Source organism: Methanohalophilus sp. WG1-DM, from assembly GCF_004104135.1.
In the GTDB taxonomy this organism is placed as follows: Archaea; Halobacteriota; Methanosarcinia; order Methanosarcinales; family Methanosarcinaceae; genus Methanohalophilus; species Methanohalophilus euhalobius.
This window is the reverse complement of record NZ_RRBA01000017.1, coordinates 13,443-32,714: the sequence shown is the minus strand read 5'-3', so window position 1 is coordinate 32,714 and position 19,272 is coordinate 13,443. Positions and strand designations below refer to the sequence as shown.

The 19,272-nt window shown below is 35.4% G+C and carries 26 protein-coding genes and 1 pseudogene; 16 read left to right on the top strand and 11 right to left on the bottom strand.

Annotated elements, in window-relative coordinates; all coding sequences use genetic code 11:
- Positions 1-89: 89 nt before the first annotated feature.
- Positions 90-293 (bottom strand): hypothetical protein, encoded by a 204-nt coding sequence (locus CI957_RS09470; protein WP_128754737.1) that lies wholly within the window; start codon positions 291-293, stop codon positions 90-92.
- Between the two features lie 170 nt (positions 294-463).
- Here CI957_RS09470 and CI957_RS10705 point away from each other — a divergent pair, with 170 nt between their 5' ends.
- Genes CI957_RS10705 through CI957_RS11270 form a run of 4 tightly spaced genes read left to right on the top strand, consistent with a single transcriptional unit; the run spans position 464 to position 1,406 of the window.
- Positions 464-613 (top strand): hypothetical protein, encoded by a 150-nt coding sequence (locus CI957_RS10705; protein ID WP_164909087.1) that lies wholly within the window; start codon positions 464-466, stop codon positions 611-613.
- 25 nt (positions 614-638) lie between these two features.
- The gene (locus CI957_RS09465; protein ID WP_128754736.1) at positions 639-908 is read left to right on the top strand and encodes a hypothetical protein; all 270 of its coding nucleotides are present in this window, start codon (positions 639-641) and stop codon (positions 906-908) included.
- 40 nt (positions 909-948) lie between these two features.
- Positions 949-1,152 carry a hypothetical protein gene (locus CI957_RS09460; RefSeq protein ID WP_096712837.1) on the top strand — a complete coding sequence of 68 codons (204 nt, stop codon included), beginning with the start codon at positions 949-951 and terminating at the stop codon, positions 1,150-1,152.
- Positions 1,152-1,406 (top strand): type II toxin-antitoxin system RelE/ParE family toxin, encoded by a 255-nt coding sequence (locus tag CI957_RS11270; RefSeq protein ID WP_128754735.1) that lies wholly within the window; start codon positions 1,152-1,154, stop codon positions 1,404-1,406. The genes CI957_RS09460 and CI957_RS11270 overlap by 1 nt, the downstream gene beginning before the upstream one ends.
- A 2-nt stretch (positions 1,407-1,408) precedes the next feature.
- Here CI957_RS11270 and CI957_RS09450 read toward each other — a convergent pair whose 3' ends face one another.
- From CI957_RS09450 to CI957_RS09430, 5 genes are all read right to left on the bottom strand, one after another.
- On the bottom strand, positions 1,409-1,597 hold the full coding sequence (locus CI957_RS09450) for a DUF433 domain-containing protein (RefSeq protein WP_096712836.1): 189 nt from the start codon (positions 1,595-1,597) through the stop codon (positions 1,409-1,411).
- 1 nt (position 1,598) lies between these two features.
- Positions 1,599-1,883: a type II toxin-antitoxin system HicA family toxin gene (locus tag CI957_RS09445; RefSeq protein ID WP_096712835.1), complete on the bottom strand. Its 285-nt coding sequence runs from the start codon at positions 1,881-1,883 to the stop codon at positions 1,599-1,601.
- On the bottom strand, positions 1,870-2,445 hold the full coding sequence (locus CI957_RS09440; protein ID WP_128754734.1) for a hypothetical protein: 576 nt from the start codon (positions 2,443-2,445) through the stop codon (positions 1,870-1,872). The genes CI957_RS09445 and CI957_RS09440 overlap by 14 nt, the downstream gene beginning before the upstream one ends.
- Positions 2,438-2,935, bottom strand: a complete 498-nt coding sequence (locus CI957_RS09435; protein WP_128754733.1) for a hypothetical protein — start codon at positions 2,933-2,935, stop codon at positions 2,438-2,440. The genes CI957_RS09440 and CI957_RS09435 overlap by 8 nt, the downstream gene beginning before the upstream one ends.
- 198 nt (positions 2,936-3,133) lie before the next feature.
- Complete coding sequence (locus CI957_RS09430; RefSeq protein ID WP_128754732.1) at positions 3,134-4,042, bottom strand: NAD-dependent epimerase/dehydratase family protein; 909 nt, start codon at positions 4,040-4,042, stop codon at positions 3,134-3,136.
- Between the two features lie 315 nt (positions 4,043-4,357).
- Between CI957_RS09430 and CI957_RS09425 the strand changes: the two genes are divergently transcribed.
- From CI957_RS09425 to CI957_RS09390, 8 genes are all read left to right on the top strand, one after another.
- Positions 4,358-5,236, top strand: coding sequence for a glycosyltransferase family 2 protein (locus tag CI957_RS09425; RefSeq protein WP_128754731.1), 879 nt, complete (start codon positions 4,358-4,360; stop codon positions 5,234-5,236).
- 20 nt (positions 5,237-5,256) lie between these two features.
- Positions 5,257-6,429 carry a glycosyltransferase gene (locus CI957_RS09420; protein ID WP_128754730.1) on the top strand — a complete coding sequence of 391 codons (1,173 nt, stop codon included), beginning with the start codon at positions 5,257-5,259 and terminating at the stop codon, positions 6,427-6,429.
- Positions 6,426-7,553, top strand: a complete 1,128-nt coding sequence (locus CI957_RS09415) for a glycosyltransferase family 4 protein (RefSeq protein ID WP_128754729.1) — start codon at positions 6,426-6,428, stop codon at positions 7,551-7,553. Before CI957_RS09420 ends, CI957_RS09415 begins: the two co-directional genes overlap by 4 nt.
- Position 7,554: 1 nt before the next feature.
- Positions 7,555-8,694, top strand: coding sequence for a glycosyltransferase family 4 protein (locus CI957_RS09410; RefSeq protein WP_128754728.1), 1,140 nt, complete (start codon positions 7,555-7,557; stop codon positions 8,692-8,694).
- Positions 8,695-8,711: 17 nt separating this feature from the next.
- Entirely contained in the window at positions 8,712-9,566 is an 855-nt protein-coding gene (locus CI957_RS09405) for a glycosyltransferase family 2 protein (protein ID WP_128754727.1), read from the top strand.
- A gap of 33 nt (positions 9,567-9,599) precedes the next feature.
- On the top strand, positions 9,600-11,444 hold the full coding sequence (locus CI957_RS09400; RefSeq protein ID WP_128754726.1) for a hypothetical protein: 1,845 nt from the start codon (positions 9,600-9,602) through the stop codon (positions 11,442-11,444).
- 70 nt (positions 11,445-11,514) lie between these two features.
- On the top strand, positions 11,515-12,030 hold the full coding sequence (locus CI957_RS09395; RefSeq protein WP_128754725.1) for a hypothetical protein: 516 nt from the start codon (positions 11,515-11,517) through the stop codon (positions 12,028-12,030).
- Positions 12,031-12,039: 9 nt separating this feature from the next.
- On the top strand, positions 12,040-12,570 hold the full coding sequence (locus CI957_RS09390) for a polysialyltransferase family glycosyltransferase (protein ID WP_128754724.1): 531 nt from the start codon (positions 12,040-12,042) through the stop codon (positions 12,568-12,570).
- A gap of 78 nt (positions 12,571-12,648) precedes the next feature.
- Here CI957_RS09390 and CI957_RS09385 read toward each other — a convergent pair.
- The 5 genes and pseudogenes from CI957_RS09385 to CI957_RS09365 form a co-directional block, all read right to left on the bottom strand.
- Positions 12,649-12,908, bottom strand: a pseudogene (locus CI957_RS09385) (transposase); the annotation flags it as partial.
- 12 nt (positions 12,909-12,920) lie between these two features.
- Complete coding sequence (locus tag CI957_RS09380) at positions 12,921-14,114, bottom strand: glycosyltransferase family 4 protein (RefSeq protein WP_128754723.1); 1,194 nt, start codon at positions 14,112-14,114, stop codon at positions 12,921-12,923.
- A 43-nt stretch (positions 14,115-14,157) separates the two neighbouring features.
- Positions 14,158-14,985 carry a glycosyltransferase family 2 protein gene (locus CI957_RS09375; RefSeq protein ID WP_128754722.1) on the bottom strand — a complete coding sequence of 276 codons (828 nt, stop codon included), beginning with the start codon at positions 14,983-14,985 and terminating at the stop codon, positions 14,158-14,160.
- Positions 14,986-14,995: 10 nt separating this feature from the next.
- A complete protein-coding gene (locus CI957_RS09370; RefSeq protein WP_128754721.1) occupies positions 14,996-15,928 on the bottom strand; it encodes a GDP-L-fucose synthase in 933 nt (310 codons plus the stop codon).
- A 23-nt stretch (positions 15,929-15,951) separates the two neighbouring features.
- Positions 15,952-16,305 (bottom strand): glycosyltransferase, encoded by a 354-nt coding sequence (locus CI957_RS09365; protein ID WP_128754720.1) that lies wholly within the window; start codon positions 16,303-16,305, stop codon positions 15,952-15,954.
- Between the two features lie 455 nt (positions 16,306-16,760).
- Here CI957_RS09365 and CI957_RS11265 point away from each other — a divergent pair, with 455 nt between their 5' ends.
- From CI957_RS11265 to CI957_RS09350, 4 genes are all read left to right on the top strand, one after another.
- Positions 16,761-16,985 carry a transposase gene (locus CI957_RS11265; RefSeq protein WP_394342264.1) on the top strand — a complete coding sequence of 75 codons (225 nt, stop codon included), beginning with the start codon at positions 16,761-16,763 and terminating at the stop codon, positions 16,983-16,985.
- A 125-nt stretch (positions 16,986-17,110) separates the two neighbouring features.
- The gene (locus CI957_RS11260; protein ID WP_394342263.1) at positions 17,111-17,248 is read left to right on the top strand and encodes a hypothetical protein; all 138 of its coding nucleotides are present in this window, start codon (positions 17,111-17,113) and stop codon (positions 17,246-17,248) included.
- 231 nt (positions 17,249-17,479) lie between these two features.
- Entirely contained in the window at positions 17,480-18,355 is an 876-nt protein-coding gene (locus CI957_RS09355; protein WP_128754719.1) for a hypothetical protein, read from the top strand.
- A complete protein-coding gene (locus tag CI957_RS09350) occupies positions 18,352-19,044 on the top strand; it encodes a CatB-related O-acetyltransferase (RefSeq protein WP_128754718.1) in 693 nt (230 codons plus the stop codon). The genes CI957_RS09355 and CI957_RS09350 overlap by 4 nt, the downstream gene beginning before the upstream one ends.
- Positions 19,045-19,272 lie beyond the last annotated feature (228 nt).

Sequence of the window (19,272 nt, the reverse complement as noted above, 5' to 3'; positions counted from 1 at the left end):
AAAATTGGTGTGGCTTTACTAAAAAGAATTCTTAAGCAGGCCAAAATCGCCAGGGACAAATGGCTTGAAACAAATTAATATTGTTATTTTCACTCCCCCACAAACTCCGCCAGCCCGTCCTCCAGGGAAACTTGCGGGACAAAACCCAGTGTTTTTGCAGCGCTGATGTCGGCCACGCTATTGATGGTGACTGTTGGAGTATTGATTTTATGTATGTGCAGGCATGTCCGATTATTAGAGGAGGGTGTGTAAATCTGATTTTTCCGGGAATATAGGAGATAATGCCCTCTCATCGATATAATATTGATGTATTCAATTACATTGGATAGAAATTTGTACTTATGGCATACATTGCAGACGGAGTGGTTTCCTTTCAAAAAATATATATAAGAACCATTTCAATATTGGATTACTGAAGTGTGGCCCCATAAATTTTTATGATTCATGAGAGGAGGTATATTTAGTGAGTAATTATCCCACACCACAAGAAAAACAGCGCCTTATTGAAAACTTCAAACAGAGATTGAAAAACCGGGCTTCACAACAAAATGAATTAAAAAAAGAGTTGACCCATATAGACGTAGAAGATCTCTTAAAGCCAATTACTATTTAACCATACACTTTTTCTGAGGGCATGTATGAAAGTGTACCCATTTTCATCGACAAGCGATCAACTCTTTGATATAATGGGTACATCAGACCCCAGCAGCTATCTGTTAAGATATCTGGGATATCTGAATGCAAACACCGTTGTCATAGAAGAAGACTACATCGATAAAGATTATCTAATAGACTATGCCAACTATTATGCACGTTCATTCAAAGATTATAAGAAAAAGACTACACGACTACACTTTTTTACTAATTGTTTCAGTGAGAATGATTTTAGAGTGGGGTGTAGTACCTAAAAAGAGATATATTTAAATAATCACAAACCAATTTTCAATTATGTCAGAAGTGATCGACTCTGTAGAGATTGTGCATGAATTAAAAGCAATAAGGGAAGATCTTGATTTCATCAAAAGTCATATGATAGATATAGATTCAATTATGACGGAAGATGACAATCTGTCTTTGAATCAATACAGGTCTGAGAAGAGGGCTGGTACACTTATCTCCCACGAGGAACTAAAAAAAGAATTAGGATTATAATGTTTGATATAAATTATTCCAGGCAGGCTGCCAAATTCTTAAGGTCCCTTGACAACACCGATCTATCCAGAATGTTGAAAAAAATTGAAAAACTGAAACATCACCCCATATTACATGATTCTAAAACTGTAATAGGGTATAACGAAAAACTGTATAGGGTCCGGGTTGGAAATTATCGAATATTATATGAAGTTAACTATAAGGACAACTTAATTGGAATTATCAAAATCCACAAACGTTCGAGGGTATACTGAAATTAATATCTTTTTAATGCTGCAAGGATGTCTTCTTTATCAAGTTGGGGATAATTTTCCAGAATATCATCGTATGTCCAGTTATTTCCCAGAAGTTCAATGACAAAATCTACCGATATCCTGGTCCCTTTGATTACAGGTTTGCCTGCGCAGATTTCGTGACTGATCGTTATCCTATCATTGGAGGGCATATTAATCCACTTCACCGTTTGACCGTAACAACTCGATATAATCTTCTTCGGACATTGGACAATTGAGCAAATCTTCAATTTGTTGTTTTGATTGTAATTTGAGTTGCTTTTTAATTGCAGATATCAGGCTTGGTCCATATTCTTTTTTCCCATGGCTGATACGGGTCTTGATATGAGTCCTTTTTCCATTATAGTAGAGCCAGAAATATTCGTGGTGGGTATGTTCAACCTGAAAGCCTTTTGATAAAAGAGCTTTTTCAATATCCCGGGGTTTAAAAACAGCCACCTGTAACACCATCAATCTCTACTTCAGTTACAAGTTTGAGAAGATTTTCTTTTATCTGCTGTGCTTTTGTGGTAAGATTGGAATCCGGCTCCCTGGAATAGACTTCCCATATAACAAAAAATTCTTCCCGGAAGGAGGCTATTAGTTCGTCCATATCAGATGCAACAAGAAATATATCCAGGTCTCTGTTTTCCCCTTCCCATAACTCATCAACAAAATTGATATCCAGTTCAAGCGGCCCGGATAGTTTGAATTTGTGATTATCCCATTCTATTTCATTGAATAATATAGGGCTTGGCTGAGAAGCGAATAGGTCTTCTTCAATATTCAAAGATGAACTGACCTGCCTCCACGTCGATTTATAGATATTGCCATATGCAAGGGCTTTCTCAATTATTATTGGAGAATCGGCTGAATTCGGTTCCTGAAATACAAAATCGGTATTGTGCAGACTCTGTGATTCGGACCGGCCCAGCATATCCATTGAATTATACATTTTTAAAACAGTGTCTGGATCAAGACTTTCTGTTGAACCCGGGGAAGGCAGGTACGTTTCACTCATTGACTAACTCCTCCAGCACTCTTCGGGATTCAGCCATTGCTTCACCATGCATTTTTATTATGTTCTCAATATCTGAATTCTCATTTAGCCCATAATGAAAATTGAAATCGGCCTTTATTTTTTCATTAATATCCGGCTGGATAATTAACTTTACTGTGAACCCACTGAATTCGTATTTGATTATACCACCAAGCTGGAAATTTTCCGAAAACAGAGATTCAAGCTTGTCGCCGGGACAATATATCTTCTGTAAGATGGAGGTTTTATGTTCTAGCTCATATCCAAAGTTGAATCCAACTGCTTTATACGGCGTTTCAGGAAGATAGCGAACATATGATAGGATTTTTTCACAAAGAGAGTTTGCCTCTTTAATAAAATTCTTTTTTATTCCCAGTTGAAGGCGGTCAGGATCTACGAAAAATGAGAAACGTTCGGTTTCCACAACTGATAAGGCAGGGGTGTGTGTAAAAGATTTAATGCTGTCTGTCAAGATTCCTCTCTGCGACAACCAATCATTGGAAACGATTGAAGGATTATGGTTTTTGGCTAAAAGAACAATATTTGCTCCGATTAAGGAAATTGTCATGGATTCACCCCTTTCTCGTAAAAGTCACCACCATGATATATAGCCATTTTGATATATATGTATGCTGCACTTCCCCAAAGAAAGAAGGGTACTGGCTTTGCCTCATTCCCCCGCAAATTCGGCCAGCCCATCCTCCAGGGAAACTTGCGGTACAAATCCCAGTGTTCTTGCAGCACTGATACCAGCCACGCTGTGGCGGATGTCGCCGGTGCGGGCCTCCCGGTATTCCAGGGCCAGGTCACTGCCAAAAACCTCCTGCACGATCCCGGCGAGCCGGTTGACGGTGGTCTGTGTACCGGTACCGGCATTGAAGACCCTGCCGAGGGCTGCGTCCTTTTCGACCAGCAGTTCTACCAGATCCACGATGTCATGCACCGAGATGAAATCGCGGGTCTGCTGCCCGTCGCCGAAGATTACCGGGGATTGGCCGGCTTTGGCACGCTCGATGAATTTGGTGATGACGCCGGAGTAGGGATTGGAGGGGTCCTGGCGGGGGCTGTAGATGTTGAAGGGACGCAGCACTGCCACGGGCAGGTCGAAGGCGCGGTGGTACATGAGGGCGTACTGTTCGCCTGCGAGTTTGCTGACGCCGTAGGGGGAGAGGGGTTGTGTGGGATGGTTCTCATCGATAGGGGTGTGCAGGGTGTCGCCGTAGATGGCGGCGGAGCTGAAGTAGACGAAGCGTTTCAGGTTTGTCTGGCGGGCTGCCTCGAGGAGGTTGAGGGTGCCGAGAATGTTGTTTTCGCAGTCAAACAGCGGCTGGTCCAGGGAGCGGTTGACATCGATCTGGGCGGCGGTGTGGATGATTATGTCGGCCTGCTCGACCAGCCGTACCACTTCCGGGCCCTGGATGTCGCCGATGACCAACTGGACTCCTGCGGGCACTTCATGTCGGCAGGGAGAGGATGTGTTGTCCAGCACGATTACCCTGTTGTCGGTGCAGAAGCGGTCGGTCAAATACGAGCCGACCTGACCCAGCCCGCCGGTGATGAGGATTGTTTGGGAGTGCATGGTTTGTGGGAGGTGTTTTTGAGATATAAATTTGGTGTACACATGCATTTCAATATGATTGATAATTGCAACATTTAGATAGCAATACCTTTTTTTATAACAAGCATTATATGTATCTCAACATAGTTATATATGATAAATCCAATCCCCATAACAATATTTCACAGGGTGGTAGAAATTAACAAAATCCCATTAAATACTGTGGCGGTGATTTCCTGACCAGCGTGGCTGCTGTCCTGCCGGCACTTGATGAGGAGATCGCCATTGGAAGTATGGTGCTTCTTGTGAAAATTTCAGGCCGGAGGCACTAAACTTATGCCAACTATAGCGGCAATGCCGGCCTACAATGAAGCCAGGTCCATTCAAAATATCATCATAGCATGCAAGGAATATGTTGATGACGTCGTTGTTATCGATGACGGTAGCAGTGATAATACGGCAGAAGTGGCAGAAGCAGCCGGAGCATATGTGGTAAAACACCCGCAAAATATGGGTTACGGTGCGGCAATAAAGAGCTGCTTTGAAACTGCACGCAATCTCAATGCAAGACGAATGGTTATAATCGATTCTGACGGCCAGCATGACCCGGCTGAAATTCCCAAATTGCTCAAACCTTTAGAGAAAGGAATTGATGTCGTGCTTGGATCCCGCTTCATAGAAGGAAATTCAGAGAGAATTCCTGCCTACCGCAAAATAGGAATGAAAGTCCTGGATATTGCTACCAATACAGTGGGAGGAATAAATGTCACAGATTCCCAGTGTGGTTTCAGGGCTTACGGCAAAAAGGCCATCCAGAACATAAGAGTCGATAGTGATTCAATGTCTGCCGGCTCCGAAATTCTGATGGAAATTGCAGACAATAACCTTCAATTTGAAGAAGTCCAGGTGAACTGCAGTTATGATGTCGAAGACTCATCAACACAAAACCCAGTAAGTCATGGTGTCGGAGTTTTAATTGCTATCTTAAAGGACATGGAATTCAGAAGACCGCTGTATTATTTCACTCTCCCAGGAGCAATTATGGGAGGAATAGGACTATTTATGGGACTGAAATTCCTGCAGGATTTTTACCTCGGAGAATCTTTACGTTTTGGACCTACACTGCTGATGATGTTGCTGACTATCTTAGGGATGTTCATGGCATTTACTGGGATCATATTGCATGCGATGTCTAGAATGATAAAGATGAGATAAATATTATACATGGAATAATTATGAAAATATTGGCATTCACATCTACTATTGATCTTAAATATCGTCTGGGATGCACCCCTTCTTGGTGGCAGTTACTGAAAGCACTCCATGAGACCGGAAATGAAGTAATAGTCCTACCTTATTTAGGGGCTCCTGTAGAAAGTCTCTGGTGGCGTACCTACGATAACCCATGCAAGATTGAGAGCATCCTGTTCAATAAATTCCTGAACAAACATAAAAAAGTGGTTGACCCTGCAAATACCAAAAATCTGCTGACTCCTATTACAAAGAACCTGATCGAGCATGATGTGAAGCCAAAGGTTCGAAAACAATTACACGATATAATCGAAAAAGAAAAAGACCTAGATCTTATCTTTTTCATGAATATTCCCCTGAACCACATTACTGGAATTGCTTCTGAAATCAAAGATGAATATGGTATTCCCTGCATCTACTATGATGGCGATATGCCAACAATCCTACCTAAATATGCCACAGAACGCGGTTTTAAGTTTGATTATTACCAAGATGCCGATGTTTCAGAATATGATGCATTTTTCGTCAATTCAAAGGGTGTCATCGATGATCTCAAAAATGAAGGTGCAAAGAACGTAAAACCGTTATATTACGCTGCAGATCCTGATTTATTTGCACCGATCGATGTTGAAAAGACAATGGACATCTCTTTTTTTGGTTTTGGAAATCAGTTCAGAGAAGAGTGGATGACCAAAATGATTACAAATCCCAGCAAGAAACTTCCAGAGGTTAATTTTTCAGTCGGAGGGGGTGGATTTGAAATTGATATGGGCAATTCTAATCTTGTGGGTGACGTACCATACAGCGCTTTCCGTGAATTCTGTTGTAGGAGCAAGATCAATCTTAACATAACCCGATGGTCACACACAAATGTATACGCATCTGCCACAGCCCGTCCTTTTGAACTTGCTGCATACGGTGCATGCATCGTCTCTCAGCCATATAATGGTATCGATGAGTGGTTCGATGTCGGAAAGGAGCTAATTGTGATCAACAGCGAAGAGGAAGCCATTAAAACTTATGAATGGCTGTTGTCGGATGAGGAAGAGATGCTGAAGATTGGTGAAAGAGCACGTGAAAGGATTTTGAAGGATCATACTTATAGGCATCGTGCAGAATTAATAATCGATGTAGCTAAAATGGTGGGTATAAATTGAATATTTTATATTTTCATCCACATTTCACATATCCAGGAGGGGCGGGGAAGTTTGTGCTTGAAACTGGTGAAAGGCTTGCGAAAATGGGGCATAGTGTGACCGTTTTAGCACAAAGTGGGGATGAAGCAATAATTGGAGATTATCCAAATATAGAATTCAAGTTCATTGGTGGTCCACTTCCAAATACAATGTCACATTGGTTACAGTTTCCAATATTAATGAAAAGAATATTTGAAGCCACAAAGGGTATGGATATTGATATTATTTTTCCACAAGCTTTCCCTGCTAACTACTGGGGATTCTTATTCAAACGGAAAAATCCTGATATTCCATGCATATGGTATTGTCATGATCTTGGTTCTTTTATATATCAAAAAGACTTGATAATGGGATTGAAAAATCCAATAAAAACAATGGCAATTGCTGCAAATCCTTTCGTTAAAAAAATTGACAAACAACTTATAAAAAACGTTGATGCAATAGTTACAAACAGTCACTTTACATCAAAATTCATCCATAATACATATGCCCTAACTTCCAAAGTAATCTATCCAGGAGTTGACATTAATAAGTTTAAGCCATTGAATGAAAAAGAAAATATCGTATTTAATGCAAGCAGACTCTACAAATTCAAAAAAGTAGATATATTGATAAAAGCAATGTCTTCAATAAAAAATGCCCAATTATATATTGCTGGCGATGGAGAAGAAAAAGATAATCTAGTGAATCTAACAAATGAATTAGGAATCACAGACAAAGTATTTTTTACGGGCAATTTGAATGATGAACAATTAAATAATTATTATTCAAAAGCAAAGGTGGTCGTATTTCCAGCAGAAAATGAAGCGTTTGGCATTGCCCAGCTTGAAGCAATGGCAGCAGGAACACCGGCGATTTCAACAAGATCAGGTGGAGTTGTTGAAACAATCTTGGATAATGAAACAGGCTTCTTGGTAGAATCAAATAATATAGATGAAATATCTACAAAGATAAAAGAAATATTAGATGATGATGAATTATGTATCTCCATGGCAAAGAAAGCGAGAATACATGTAGAAAATAACTTTACGTGGGATATTGCTGCGAAAAGATTGGATGAATTCTTTTTGCAAATAGGTGGATAATATGAAAATAACAAAGGTTGCTTTAATTCATAACATAATATCTCCTTATAGAATACCTTTATTTGCAGAAATCGCGACGGATCCATCAATCGACTTATTTGTATATTTCACATCCAAATCTGAAAAAAATAGAGAATGGGATGTCAATATTGATGAATCATTTAATTACAAAGTCCTTTCTGGCACAGCACCAAATATTTCTAAAGAAGCCTTTTACCATATCAATCCTTCAATAATTAAAGAGCTAATGTTTGGAAAATATGATGTAATTATTTCTGCTGGATATAGTTCATTTTCAAATCAAATTGCTTTTTTTATTGCAAAATTATTGAATGTACCATTCATATTGTGGTCAGGAAGTACCAAAAATGAACCGAGTAGGCTAAGACGTCTTTCTTTACCCTTAATAAAATTTATAATAAAACACTCTGATTCATTTATTGCATACGGAACTAATGCGAAAGAATACTTAATGCAACTTGGTGCCCCGGAAAATAAAATATTTATTTCTTATAATACAGTTGATACATCCTTTTTTGCGAGAGAATCTGAGTTAGTGAAAAATAACAAAGATTTAAAAAAAGTATATGGTTACAATCATGAATATCTCATATTATATTCTGGACAATTAATTGAGAGGAAAGGTCTGAGATATTTATTAGAGGCTCATAAGAATCTAATTAAAAAACATGATGTTGGATTATTGATTGTTGGAAATGGAGATCAAATATCTGAACTTATGCAATTATGTAAAAACAATAATATTAACAAGGTCTATTTTGTAGGTTTTGTACAAAAACAAAATTTACCAAAATATTATGCATTAGCTGACATCTTTGTTCTTCCCTCAGTTGAAGAAGTATGGGGTTTAGTTATTAATGAAGCAATGGCATGTTCTTTACCAATAGTTACAACTAAAAGGGTTGGTGCAGCAATTGATTTAGTCGAAGATGGAATAAATGGTTTTGTTGTGAATGAAAAAAATGCAGTAGAATTAGAAGATGCCTTGAATAAAATTCTGTCTGATCAAAGTCTAAAAGACGAAATGTCAAATAAATCAAAGGAAATCATATTTAATCATTTCACAATAAAGCATTCTTCTAAAGGTTTTCTGGATGCAATTAGTTGTGTGAATAAATAAAGCAATGGAATTTTTTTATGTATCTATTAGTAACTCCAGCTAAAAATGAAGAGGAGAACATTCCTCAACTGATAACGTCTGTCTTAAATCAAACAATTAAACCAAATTTATGGGTAATTGTCGATGACAATAGTGATGACAGAACATCTTTGTTGATTCAAGATATTTGTGAGAAATATCGATGGATTCGGTCTAGAAAAATTACTAATAGTTCTGAATATGATTGGTTAGGGTATGGGCGTGTAGTAAAATATGCTTTTAAATGTGCACAACAAATTGCAAAAGATGAACAGGTATATTACAATTTCCTTGGTATTTTAGATGCAGATATAATCACTAGCAATGATTATTATGAATCTTTGATTAACATTTTAAAAGATGACTCAAAAATAGGGATAACAAGTGGAACTTTGTATATTAAACATAAAGATACTACCATTCCTGAAGATAATTCTGATTCCCCACGAGGAGGGGCTAGATTATATCGACGGTCTTGTTTTGAAGAAATCGGAGGATTTTCAGAATTGCCATCTCCAGATACCGTTTCAGATATTAAAGCAATGAATAGAGGATGGAAATTAACAAGAGTAAAAGAAGCTAAGGCTTTGCATAATAGAAAATCTTCATCAACTCGTGGTTTGTGGAATGGATACAAAAAGATGGGAGAGGGAAGATATTATTTAAATTATCATCCATGCAACGCGATGCTTTCAGGAATTTATTATTCTACAAAATTTCCTTTTTATCAAGGGGTTGCATATATTTATGGTTATTTCAAATGTTATTTAATTAGCAGTTCAAAAACAAAAGACGAAGAAGTCCAAGAATATTTTTGGAAGAGTTGGAACAGGTTAAAAGAAAGGTACATCTGATACTCAGAGACTTTGTTATTTCGAGGATGTATTATGGCTTTTAAACAGAATAATAAATCTTTATTTTTGAAAGTACACTTAATTCTTTGTTTCCTGCTGCTTTCATTTCTCTATGTCCAAATAACTAGTAAATCTGTGCCTGGTTATGAGTTTTCAATATATCTTACTGATATCTCTCCATTTTTTTGGGTTTTTTTTAGCATTCTAATTATAAGTGGACTTTTTATTATTGTTAGTTCAATAGTTGGAATAAAAGAAAATAACTGGTGGAAATATGGAATATTATTGATTGTCCTTAGTAATCTTCTTGTAATTCTTATTTATTTTTTGAGAGGGTATCCATTTCCAGCTGGTGGAGACCATTTAACTCATGTAGGGATTGTGAAAGATATATTGCATAATAATACAATACCGATAAATTTAATATATCCCACAATTCACATATTAATTACTGAAATTATTTTAATGTTGAACACTTCAACATCAACGATATGTTATTTTATTGGTCCCATTTTTTATTTGTTGTTCATATTATACACTTACTTATTATCTAAGTACCTATTGCCTTTTTCTGCAGCAGTACTTGCTACCACCGCTAGCACTATACTCTATTGTTACTATTATATCCAAATTTTTCCAATGGGTTCTGCTTTCATCACATTTCCTCTTATATTTTATCTATATTTCAAACGTTTGAATGGAAATTTTATTAATATCAACATTTGTTTGTTGATTTGTTTGTATTCAATGGTTTTTTTCCATCCAGTTTCCTCCTTTGTACTTATAATCTCAATGTTAATTATGGAATTTGGTCAAAAGATTATTTCTATAGATGCTGACAACTCGTTCCGAATATCTACATTTAATAAACCATCATATAAAATTTCAGTAATACCCTCTTTAATTTTAACAATCTCATTAATATTGTGGATCTGGACTAATTATTCTGTATGGAATCAAACTGTATCTTCTGTATTTAGCTGGTTTGGTAATGAATTGCTAGTAGAACCTATGATTGGAAAGGCACAAGAAGGCTTTGATAAGCTGGGTTTCAGTTCGTTAGAAATTTTCTTTCTTTTTATAAAAAAATTTGGACATATATTTATTTATTTTGCGTTGTCCATATTTGCAATATGCATTTTCTTTTATAACAAAATTTCAATTGGCAAAAAAGAAAAGTATAGTTATTTAGCATCATATATAATCTTCTTTTTAATGATAAGTGTTATATGGATTACCGATTATGTCAAACCATTAACAACACTTAGTAGTGGAAGGATGATATGGATTATGACTTCTTTATTACCTCCTCTTGTTGGATTAGCAATCTATTATTTTTTACATATAAATAAAATTCATAGTTTACATATTTTTCAAAACCAAGACATTAAAAATAAATATAGATCTTACATAGTAATTTTTATATTTGCTATTTGCTTATTAATCGGTGTTTTTTCAATACATCCGTCTCCTTTTGTTGTAGCGTCTAGTTCAGAACTAAGTGAGGGGATGATAGATGGGCCCATATGGTTGATGAATAATGGTAATTTAAATATAAATGTAACAGGTGCTGGAAATCCGGAATTTAGAAGAGTTTCATCTGCTATATATGGTAATAATTATAGACATTTTCCTTCTTGGGAAGGCAATGTACTTGATCATTTTGGATATGGTGCTAATAATTCAATAGGACAAACCTTAAATGGTGAAAGATATTTAATTTTACGACCTGACTATCTATTACAACTATATAGAGACTTATTTCCAACTATAAATAGATATACTGAAAATGATTTTGATAAGCTAAACTCTGACTCCTCAGCATGTTTAATTTATGATAATAATGATACAATTATTTTTCATACCAGTAGAACTTAAACGTATCTATGATTTATAAGGATTGATTATCTTGAATAGTATATATGTCATTCATACTCCTTACCATCTATTGATCACTTGTGGGTTAGCTATTTCGTATGATTGTTCAAATGAAAAATACTTAGTTATTGTTCCTGACTTTAAAGATGCTACTGTTTTTTATCAAACAATTATAGATTGGAAGGACAATCCCTTTACAGAAGTAATATTACTTTCTGGAGTTTACAATGTTAAATTTGGGAATACAATAAAAACTATGAAATCGAATCTAAAAACTATAAACCAATTATTTCGCAAAAAAATCAAAGATTGTGGTTCATCCTATATTTTTAATGACGGGAGAGTTGAAGGTCAACTCATAGCATATTTGAATTATACTAAAAATGGGAGTAATTTTTATGTGGAAGATGGATCTGCTGCTTATAATTGCTATGTACAACCAGATATAAATTTTTATTTAAAAATTATCTATAAGCTAATCTATGGTTCTTGGTATGAACACGTTCGTATATTAGGAATGTATAAATATATTGATCGAATTATGGTATTTAGACCTGACTTAATCAGAAAAGAATTACAAAATTAGAAAATTACAATGATTCCTAATTCAATATTGAAAAATATAAATGATAGTTTTATTGATGATCTATCAAACAATTATTCTTTTGATATAAGAAGTCTAAATTTTGATTGTGTCTTGGTGCTCCCTCATTCATCCTTTGTTGAAAAAATAGGAAGCAAATACTTTAAAAATATATATTCTTTGATATTAGAATCTCTACTTAACCGTTTTGAGAATATTGGTGTAAAATATCACCCTCGTGAAAATAGTGGGGACTTTTTAGAAATTGACAATGATGTAGTAAAATTGATTCCAAATTCAATACCTCTAGAATTAGTGTGGATTTCTTTAATGAAAAATCCTCCTCTTATTGTAATTGGAGATATTTCAACAGGATTATTAACCTGCAATCTTGTATTCAAAAATAAAACAAGCATCATATCAACAGCAAATATTTTGGACGTTCCAGTTGAATATAATTTAGTTCAATTTTTCGACAATATTGGGGTCGAAATGCCTATGAATATAACAGAGTTCTATAAAACAATTAATAAAATCAGTTGATTAGTAATGTCTACTATCCAACTTTGTAATTGGTAGTGGCCCTATTTTGCTGTAAATTAATCCTATACCCACCTAATCTTAGTCTTTAATCGTTAAATATCTATTTCCTGTAATCCAATTTCCGTTCTGGTCAATTAACACTGCAACCACTAATCGCATCAAAGATTCATCAGTTGGAAAGACTCCGACAACTTTTGATCTTGTTTTGCCTTCTATGTTCGGTCTTTCAACCATATTTATTGTATTGATTTTTTCCAATGTTCTTTTGGAAATGATTAATGATTAGTCAAACCATGTTGAAATCTCTCAATTACTGCTGCTTTCTCAAATCCTAGCCTTAGGAAGTAAAATTAACTATTAAGTTTTAATTGATCCTGTTCAAGACGATTTTTGATAATCTCACACAAAATACCTGCTGCCCTGTCCCAATTGAGTTCTTGCTTTGCTCTCAAAAATCCAGCTTGGGCCATATTTCTTGATTTTTGTTTATCAGATAACAATTCGATGATGGAATGAGAAATATCTTTGATATCTAGGGGATCTACAAGTTTTCCAGTTTTACCATCAATTACAGCATCTGGAATTCCACCCATTTTACTTCCAATTACAGGTTTACAGCATGCACTTGCCTCTATGTAGACAATGCCAAAGCCCTCAGGATCTCCTTTTTCAGTTCTACTTGGCATGATAAAAACATCACAAAGGTTATAGTAAAATGGCAATTTTGAATCGGAAATATAACCCAGGAAATAAACGTGTTCTTCTAAATCAAGTTCTGATACCAATTTTTTTAATTCAGCTTTATATGGACCATTGCCGGCAATTAAATAAACCAAATTTGGAATTTTTTCGATTACTTCGGGTAATGATTTTATCACCATATCATTACCCTTTCTTTTTACCAGGCGGCCAACAGAGAAAAGTATTTGTTTATCGGATAAGTTCAATTCTTTCTTCATATTTGAAACATTGATGGGCCTAAATTGTTCAGAATTGACACAGGGATGTATAATTTTAGTTTTTTCTTCTGGTACTTCAAGTTCCATAACCAGATTGCGTGTATATTCACTGTTAGATACTACAGTGAATGCATTTTTGAAAGAGTATTTTATCAACCATTTCACAAAAGGCATATGTTGTAAATACAAGATATCTTTGCCATGTGTAAATATTACATATGGAACATTATTGACCTTATTTAATAATCCAAGAACTATACCAACAGGAACACATTCACTACATAGCACAATATCAGGTTTTTCTTTTTGTATTGTTCGCCATGAATGCCATAACAATGCAATTAAACTAATCAAATAACCTATAGAATTCGAATAAAATTTGTTTTTAAAGAGCCAATGTTGCCGGTGATAAAGAATCTTTTTCCTGATAATTTTGAAATTTTGATTCTTGTCGAATGATTGAGAGTTTGGAACATTGGGTGCTAAAACAGCAGAATCCGGGACTCGTTTTATTAAGTTATAACTGTAATTCTCAATACCTCCTGTCTCCGGAGGGAATTCAATAGTTATTAAGAGTGTTTGCATACTAATATCCAAATATCATCAATAATATTATTTTTCTTGATCATTAAGGAGGTGTGAAATTTCGATATCTGATTCTTCGCAATAAATTAAACAGTTTCTGTCCAAATAGATTTAATATTAAGCAATCCCTCAAGGATGTCATTAATGTGGTTGATATGATGTATGCAGTTTCATGATAAGGAACTTTGTTCTTTCTGAGTATTTTATATTTCCGTGACAACCGCTGTAATTGGAATTTTATATTTTTTTCAGAGCTCACTCCACCCAATCTAAAATTAGCTAATATAAAGGGTGCTCGAGCAAATTTTACGTCATTGTATAGGAATCTTATTGTAATATCTAAATCAGCAGATACTGGAAAATTTGTATCAAATCTGCCCAGATTATCATATATCGACTTTTTTACAAATAGAGTCGGGTGATTTAAACGAATTTTACTTATCTTTTTGTGAGATAGATCCCCGGTACGAATATATCTTTCAGATGTTTCAGGAATTACTTTGTACAAATCACCATACACAACATCAGCATCGCTTTCTTTAAATTTATCAACCACCTTTTCTACCGCACAAAGCTCGTACCAGTCATCGCTATTGATGATTCCTATTATCTCCCCATTACACAAATCGATTCCTTTATTCATTGCATCATAAATACCCTCATCGGGCTCCGAAACCCATCGCATTTTGCCTTTGAACTTAGGTTCATATTCTTTTATGATGTTAATCGTATTATCAGTCGATTCACCATCTACGATGACATATTCTATATTATCATACGACTGATTCAAAACAGATTCTATAGTGTCCCTGATATGCTTTTCACTGTTATAGCAAACAGTAATAATCGACACTAATGGATTATACCCCATCAAATATTCCTCAATTTTCTACATACCATCTGTAGGTTGCTTTAATACCTTCTTTTAACCCTATATTGGATGTCCAGCCCAAACCATTTAATTTAGACACATCCAGCAATTTACGCGGAGTGCCATCGGGTTTGGAGGAATCATAAATGATATCACCTTCATAACTCACCACATCCTTAATCAGTTCTGCAAGTTCCTTGATGGAGAGATCTTTTCCTGTACCAATGTTTACAAATTCACCAATATCCTGATAATCATAATTTTCCATCAGATAAACACAGGCATCAGCCATATCATCCACATGAAGGAATTCGCGTTTGGGAGAGCCGCTTCCCCAAATAGTAACTTCCGGATTTTTATTTATTTTTGCTTCATGGAACTTGCGAATAAGAGCAGGCATTACATGGGATGTTTCAAGATCAAAATTGTCATTGGGCCCGTAAAGGTTTGTAGGCATTACCGAGATGAAATTTGTACCATACTGCTGGTTGTAGTGTTTGCACAGCCTTATTCCTGCAATCTTTGCAACCGCATATGCCTCATTGGTAGATTCAAGTTCTCCTGTCAGGAGGTATTCCTCTTTCATGGGTTGCGGGGCAAATTTGGGAAAAATGCATGAAGAACCCAGAAACAGAAGTTTCTTTACACCATATGTATGTGCGGCATGAATGATATTTGCCTCAATCATCAAATTGTCGTATATGAACTCAGCCGGATAGGTACTGTTTGCCAGAATTCCACCTACTTTGGCGGCTGCCAGGAATACATATTCAGGTTTTTCTGATTCGAAGAATTCATTGACTGCTTGCTGGTCGGTGAGGTCAAGTTCACTGTGGGTGCGACATATCAGGTTTGTGTGACCCCTGGATTCTAAGTTTCGTTTTATTGCCGAGCCCACCATGCCGCGATGGCCTGCTATGTAAATCTTATCAGTTTTGTCCATTGAAAATCCCCAGAAGGGTTTAATCATATTTCAGAATATAAATCTGTATATTTTCGGGCAATATATTCCAGTTCAAATTTGTTTTCAACATGTTTTCTGGAAGATTCACTTAAATGTACTTTACGTTTATCCTGTTCAACAACCCACTCTAAACCTCTTACAAGATCATGCACATCGAATGGTTTAGCTAAATAACCATTTTGCTTATGCACGATCATATCTGACATCCCACCAATATCAAAGGCAACAGATGGTGTTCCACAGGCAAGGGCTTCCATAACGGTATTTGGCAAATTGTCCTGCAGAGAAGGAGCCACAAACATATCCGCTGCAGAGTAGACAGAGGTCAACATGTTATCGGGGATTCTGCCAGCCATTTGCTGGTGTAACAGCAGTAAAATCCAGATCACTCCAAAATTTTTTTATATTTCCATATTCATTAAATCAAATCATTTATATTGTTGAACCACAACTTCGGACAGCTGCCACATTTTTGCTTATATTTGTCACAGGTGTTATTATAATGATACCCTCTCTGTAAAAGCCCATATATCATGGGGAGGTCCAAAGTTCGTCCAATAGGTTGTTTTATTTTAGCAATTTGACTAATGGGAACAAAACCTCCACATATCCAATGCAGATGTACAATTCCAAGTTTTATCTGGTCGATTTTTATGGGCCTATGCCATTAGAGATTTCCAATTAACTCATCTTCTCACCAAACTAAATAAAAATAATTATAACAACATAAAATTTTTGTATTAGTGTATTCAGTAATTTCACTGAAAAAGAAATATGACCATTTGATAACCGCAAACGACAAACTGATTGAATGCAACCATTTCGTTCCATTCTGAAACTATGTATACCAACCAGGACAGACAAAGAAGGCCGATTCAAAAATGATGTTGTAATGATGCTCAAAATGTTTCTAGTCCAACAGTGGCATGGTCTTTCAGCCCCAGAACTTGAACATCAATGTATTGATTGTATTTCATTCAGAAAATTCCGAGGTTTTCCAAGACGAATGCCTGACGACACAACTGTATGGGCATAAAGGGAGATAATTGCAAAAAGTGGAAAAGAAGATAAAGTATGGAATGAGATGCAGAGACATCTTGATTGTATAGGATTGAAGATTAGGAAAGCAAGGATGGATCTGTCAGAAGAGAGGAGGAAGTGGTGTATCGGGATAAGGGGTATTCCGGAGAGGCGGCAAAAGGATTTGCAGCAACGATGAAAAGAGTGATAAGAGGAAAGCCGCTGCATATCAGACAAATAATGAGCAATGACAAAATTAGTGTACAGAGAATGCCGTGAGAGAGAGTGTATGCGGTGACAAAAGACTGATGGTTACGACGGTTAAAAGAGTCAATGTGAAAATGGCTCTGTAGAAATCCTCATTTGAATAATTATACAGAGCAATGAAGCAACAAATATATCAGCGTTTAATAAGCATAGGCTAATATAAACATAGTATACAAAGTTGAACTAATGCAGATGTACTAAAAGACGGACGTTATCTATAAAGTGCCATATTTAGAGGTTATCATGAAATGGAAACAAAAAATTAAAGCCTTTCTTCCACCGATCATGATTGAAAAAATATTTGAAATGAAGAATATAGCTAAATTTAAACCCTACAAAAACTTGGTTGTTAAAAATAAACAGCTTGAAGATATTCACAAAGAAAGTCGTTGTTTTATACTTGGAAGCGGACCGTCAATAAAAAATCAAGATTTAACTCCTCTAAAGAACGAAATTGTTTTCGCACTAAACAACTTTTATGTTAATCCAGATTTTCAAACAATCATGAGTGGAGAAAAGCCCAAATATTACTTGACAGCTCCCATACACCCACCACAAAGTGAAGCCGAGTGGAGATCATGGTTTGAAAATATGCAATTGCATATACCAGTTCAAACAACAATGCTTTTTGGACTAAATAGTAATCGATGTAATGCAAAACATATTTTTGAAAAATATAATTTATTTACAGAGTATAAGAAATATTGGTATTTTGCAGGCAGACACACAAATGAATATTACACATTTAATTCCAAAGATATTGACTTGACAAGGATGGTATGGAGTGCGAGTGCAGTTAGTATTTATGCATTATTAGCTGCCATCTACATGGGCTTCAATAAAATATATTTGATTGGTATGGACCATGATTATTTTTTATATAATCATGAAAAAGACATGAGGATGTATGAAAGTGCCATTCATCAAAAGAATGAATTGCATAGAACTTTTGGAAATTCATTTTATGTACAAGAGTTTTTAAGACAGTATAAAATATTCAAACAATATGAACTTCTTAATCAAGAATTTCCCAATCGAATATATAACGCATCTGCTGGAGGAGTGTTGAAAATTTTTGACGAAGTCTCTCTTGAAGAAGTGCTGGAGGAAACTAATTGAAACAATTATTTAAAAATCCAATAACAATCTGGATTCATTGGGTTTTTAAAACATTTGTATTATGGTTCAAATATCGAAAAAATAACCTAAAGGTTGGTTATTTGTCAATTCTGACTAATTGCTCTTTTGGTATTTACAACACAATTTATGAAAAATGTAGCCTATCTGATGCTAACCTTGGTAATTTCACATATGTTGCATCCAATACAAAAATTAGTCGAACGAGGATTGGCAAATTTTGTTCAATCGGACCAAACTGCCAAATAGGAATTGGAAAGCATCCTTCAAATAAATTTGTATCCACCCACCCTATATTTTACTCTACTCGCAAACAAGCACAAATAACATTTTCAAAAAAAGACCATTTTCTTGAGTTTGAAAACATCGAAATCGGAAACGATGTCTGGATTGGGTCCAATGTAATTATAATCGATGGAGTCAAAATTGGAGATGGAGCAATAGTTGCTGCAGGATCTGTAGTTACAAAAGAAGTGCAACCTTATTCAATAGTAGGAGGAGTTCCTGCTAAAATTATAAATTATCGTTTTAAGGAATCACAAATCGAATTTCTAATGAATTTAAAATGGTGGGATAAAGATATAAATTGGATTAAAAAAAACCATATGAAATTTCATGATATTGATTGTTTTGATTCGACGATAAATGATAAAGTACATGATGAAAAATAGGCTCTGTAGAAATCCTCATTTGAATAATTACTGAAACAGAGATATATTTGTCTTGCAAAATGATTTAATCCAAATTTTGGTTGACTACAAATTTTCTGTATGTGAGGAACTGAGAGATGCCATTTTAAATCTAAAATAAGGATATTCTACAGCATACCCTCATGTTTTTGGGAGCCAGACCGAGAATCCAGTATATCGGAGTTTATAGCCGTATTATCGCAAAAATAA

Excerpts from the sequence above, each read along its gene's own strand:
- CI957_RS09450 (WP_096712836.1), bottom strand. The coding sequence starts at position 1,597 with ATGCCCTCCAATGATAGGATAACGATCAGTCACGAAATCTGCGCAGGC.
- CI957_RS09355 (WP_128754719.1), top strand. The coding sequence starts at position 17,480 with ATGAAATGGAAACAAAAAATTAAAGCCTTTCTTCCACCGATCATGATT.
- CI957_RS09405 (WP_128754727.1), top strand. The coding sequence starts at position 8,712 with ATGTATCTATTAGTAACTCCAGCTAAAAATGAAGAGGAGAACATTCCT.
- CI957_RS11265 (WP_394342264.1), top strand. The coding sequence starts at position 16,761 with ATGCAACCATTTCGTTCCATTCTGAAACTATGTATACCAACCAGGACA.
- CI957_RS09370 (WP_128754721.1), bottom strand. The coding sequence starts at position 15,928 with ATGGACAAAACTGATAAGATTTACATAGCAGGCCATCGCGGCATGGTG.
- CI957_RS09440 (WP_128754734.1), bottom strand. The coding sequence starts at position 2,445 with ATGAGTGAAACGTACCTGCCTTCCCCGGGTTCAACAGAAAGTCTTGAT.
- CI957_RS09470 (WP_128754737.1), bottom strand. The coding sequence starts at position 293 with ATGAGAGGGCATTATCTCCTATATTCCCGGAAAAATCAGATTTACACA.
- CI957_RS09375 (WP_128754722.1), bottom strand. The coding sequence starts at position 14,985 with ATGGGGTATAATCCATTAGTGTCGATTATTACTGTTTGCTATAACAGT.
- CI957_RS11270 (WP_128754735.1), top strand. The coding sequence starts at position 1,152 with ATGTTTGATATAAATTATTCCAGGCAGGCTGCCAAATTCTTAAGGTCC.
- CI957_RS09465 (WP_128754736.1), top strand. The coding sequence starts at position 639 with ATGAAAGTGTACCCATTTTCATCGACAAGCGATCAACTCTTTGATATA.
- CI957_RS09460 (WP_096712837.1), top strand. The coding sequence starts at position 949 with ATGTCAGAAGTGATCGACTCTGTAGAGATTGTGCATGAATTAAAAGCA.
- CI957_RS09365 (WP_128754720.1), bottom strand. The coding sequence starts at position 16,305 with ATGGCTGGCAGAATCCCCGATAACATGTTGACCTCTGTCTACTCTGCA.
- CI957_RS09420 (WP_128754730.1), top strand. The coding sequence starts at position 5,257 with ATGAAAATATTGGCATTCACATCTACTATTGATCTTAAATATCGTCTG.
- CI957_RS09430 (WP_128754732.1), bottom strand. The coding sequence starts at position 4,042 with ATGCACTCCCAAACAATCCTCATCACCGGCGGGCTGGGTCAGGTCGGC.
- CI957_RS09400 (WP_128754726.1), top strand. The coding sequence starts at position 9,600 with ATGGCTTTTAAACAGAATAATAAATCTTTATTTTTGAAAGTACACTTA.
- CI957_RS09425 (WP_128754731.1), top strand. The coding sequence starts at position 4,358 with ATGCCAACTATAGCGGCAATGCCGGCCTACAATGAAGCCAGGTCCATT.
- CI957_RS09380 (WP_128754723.1), bottom strand. The coding sequence starts at position 14,114 with ATGCAAACACTCTTAATAACTATTGAATTCCCTCCGGAGACAGGAGGT.
- CI957_RS09390 (WP_128754724.1), top strand. The coding sequence starts at position 12,040 with ATGATTCCTAATTCAATATTGAAAAATATAAATGATAGTTTTATTGAT.
- CI957_RS09410 (WP_128754728.1), top strand. The coding sequence starts at position 7,555 with ATGAAAATAACAAAGGTTGCTTTAATTCATAACATAATATCTCCTTAT.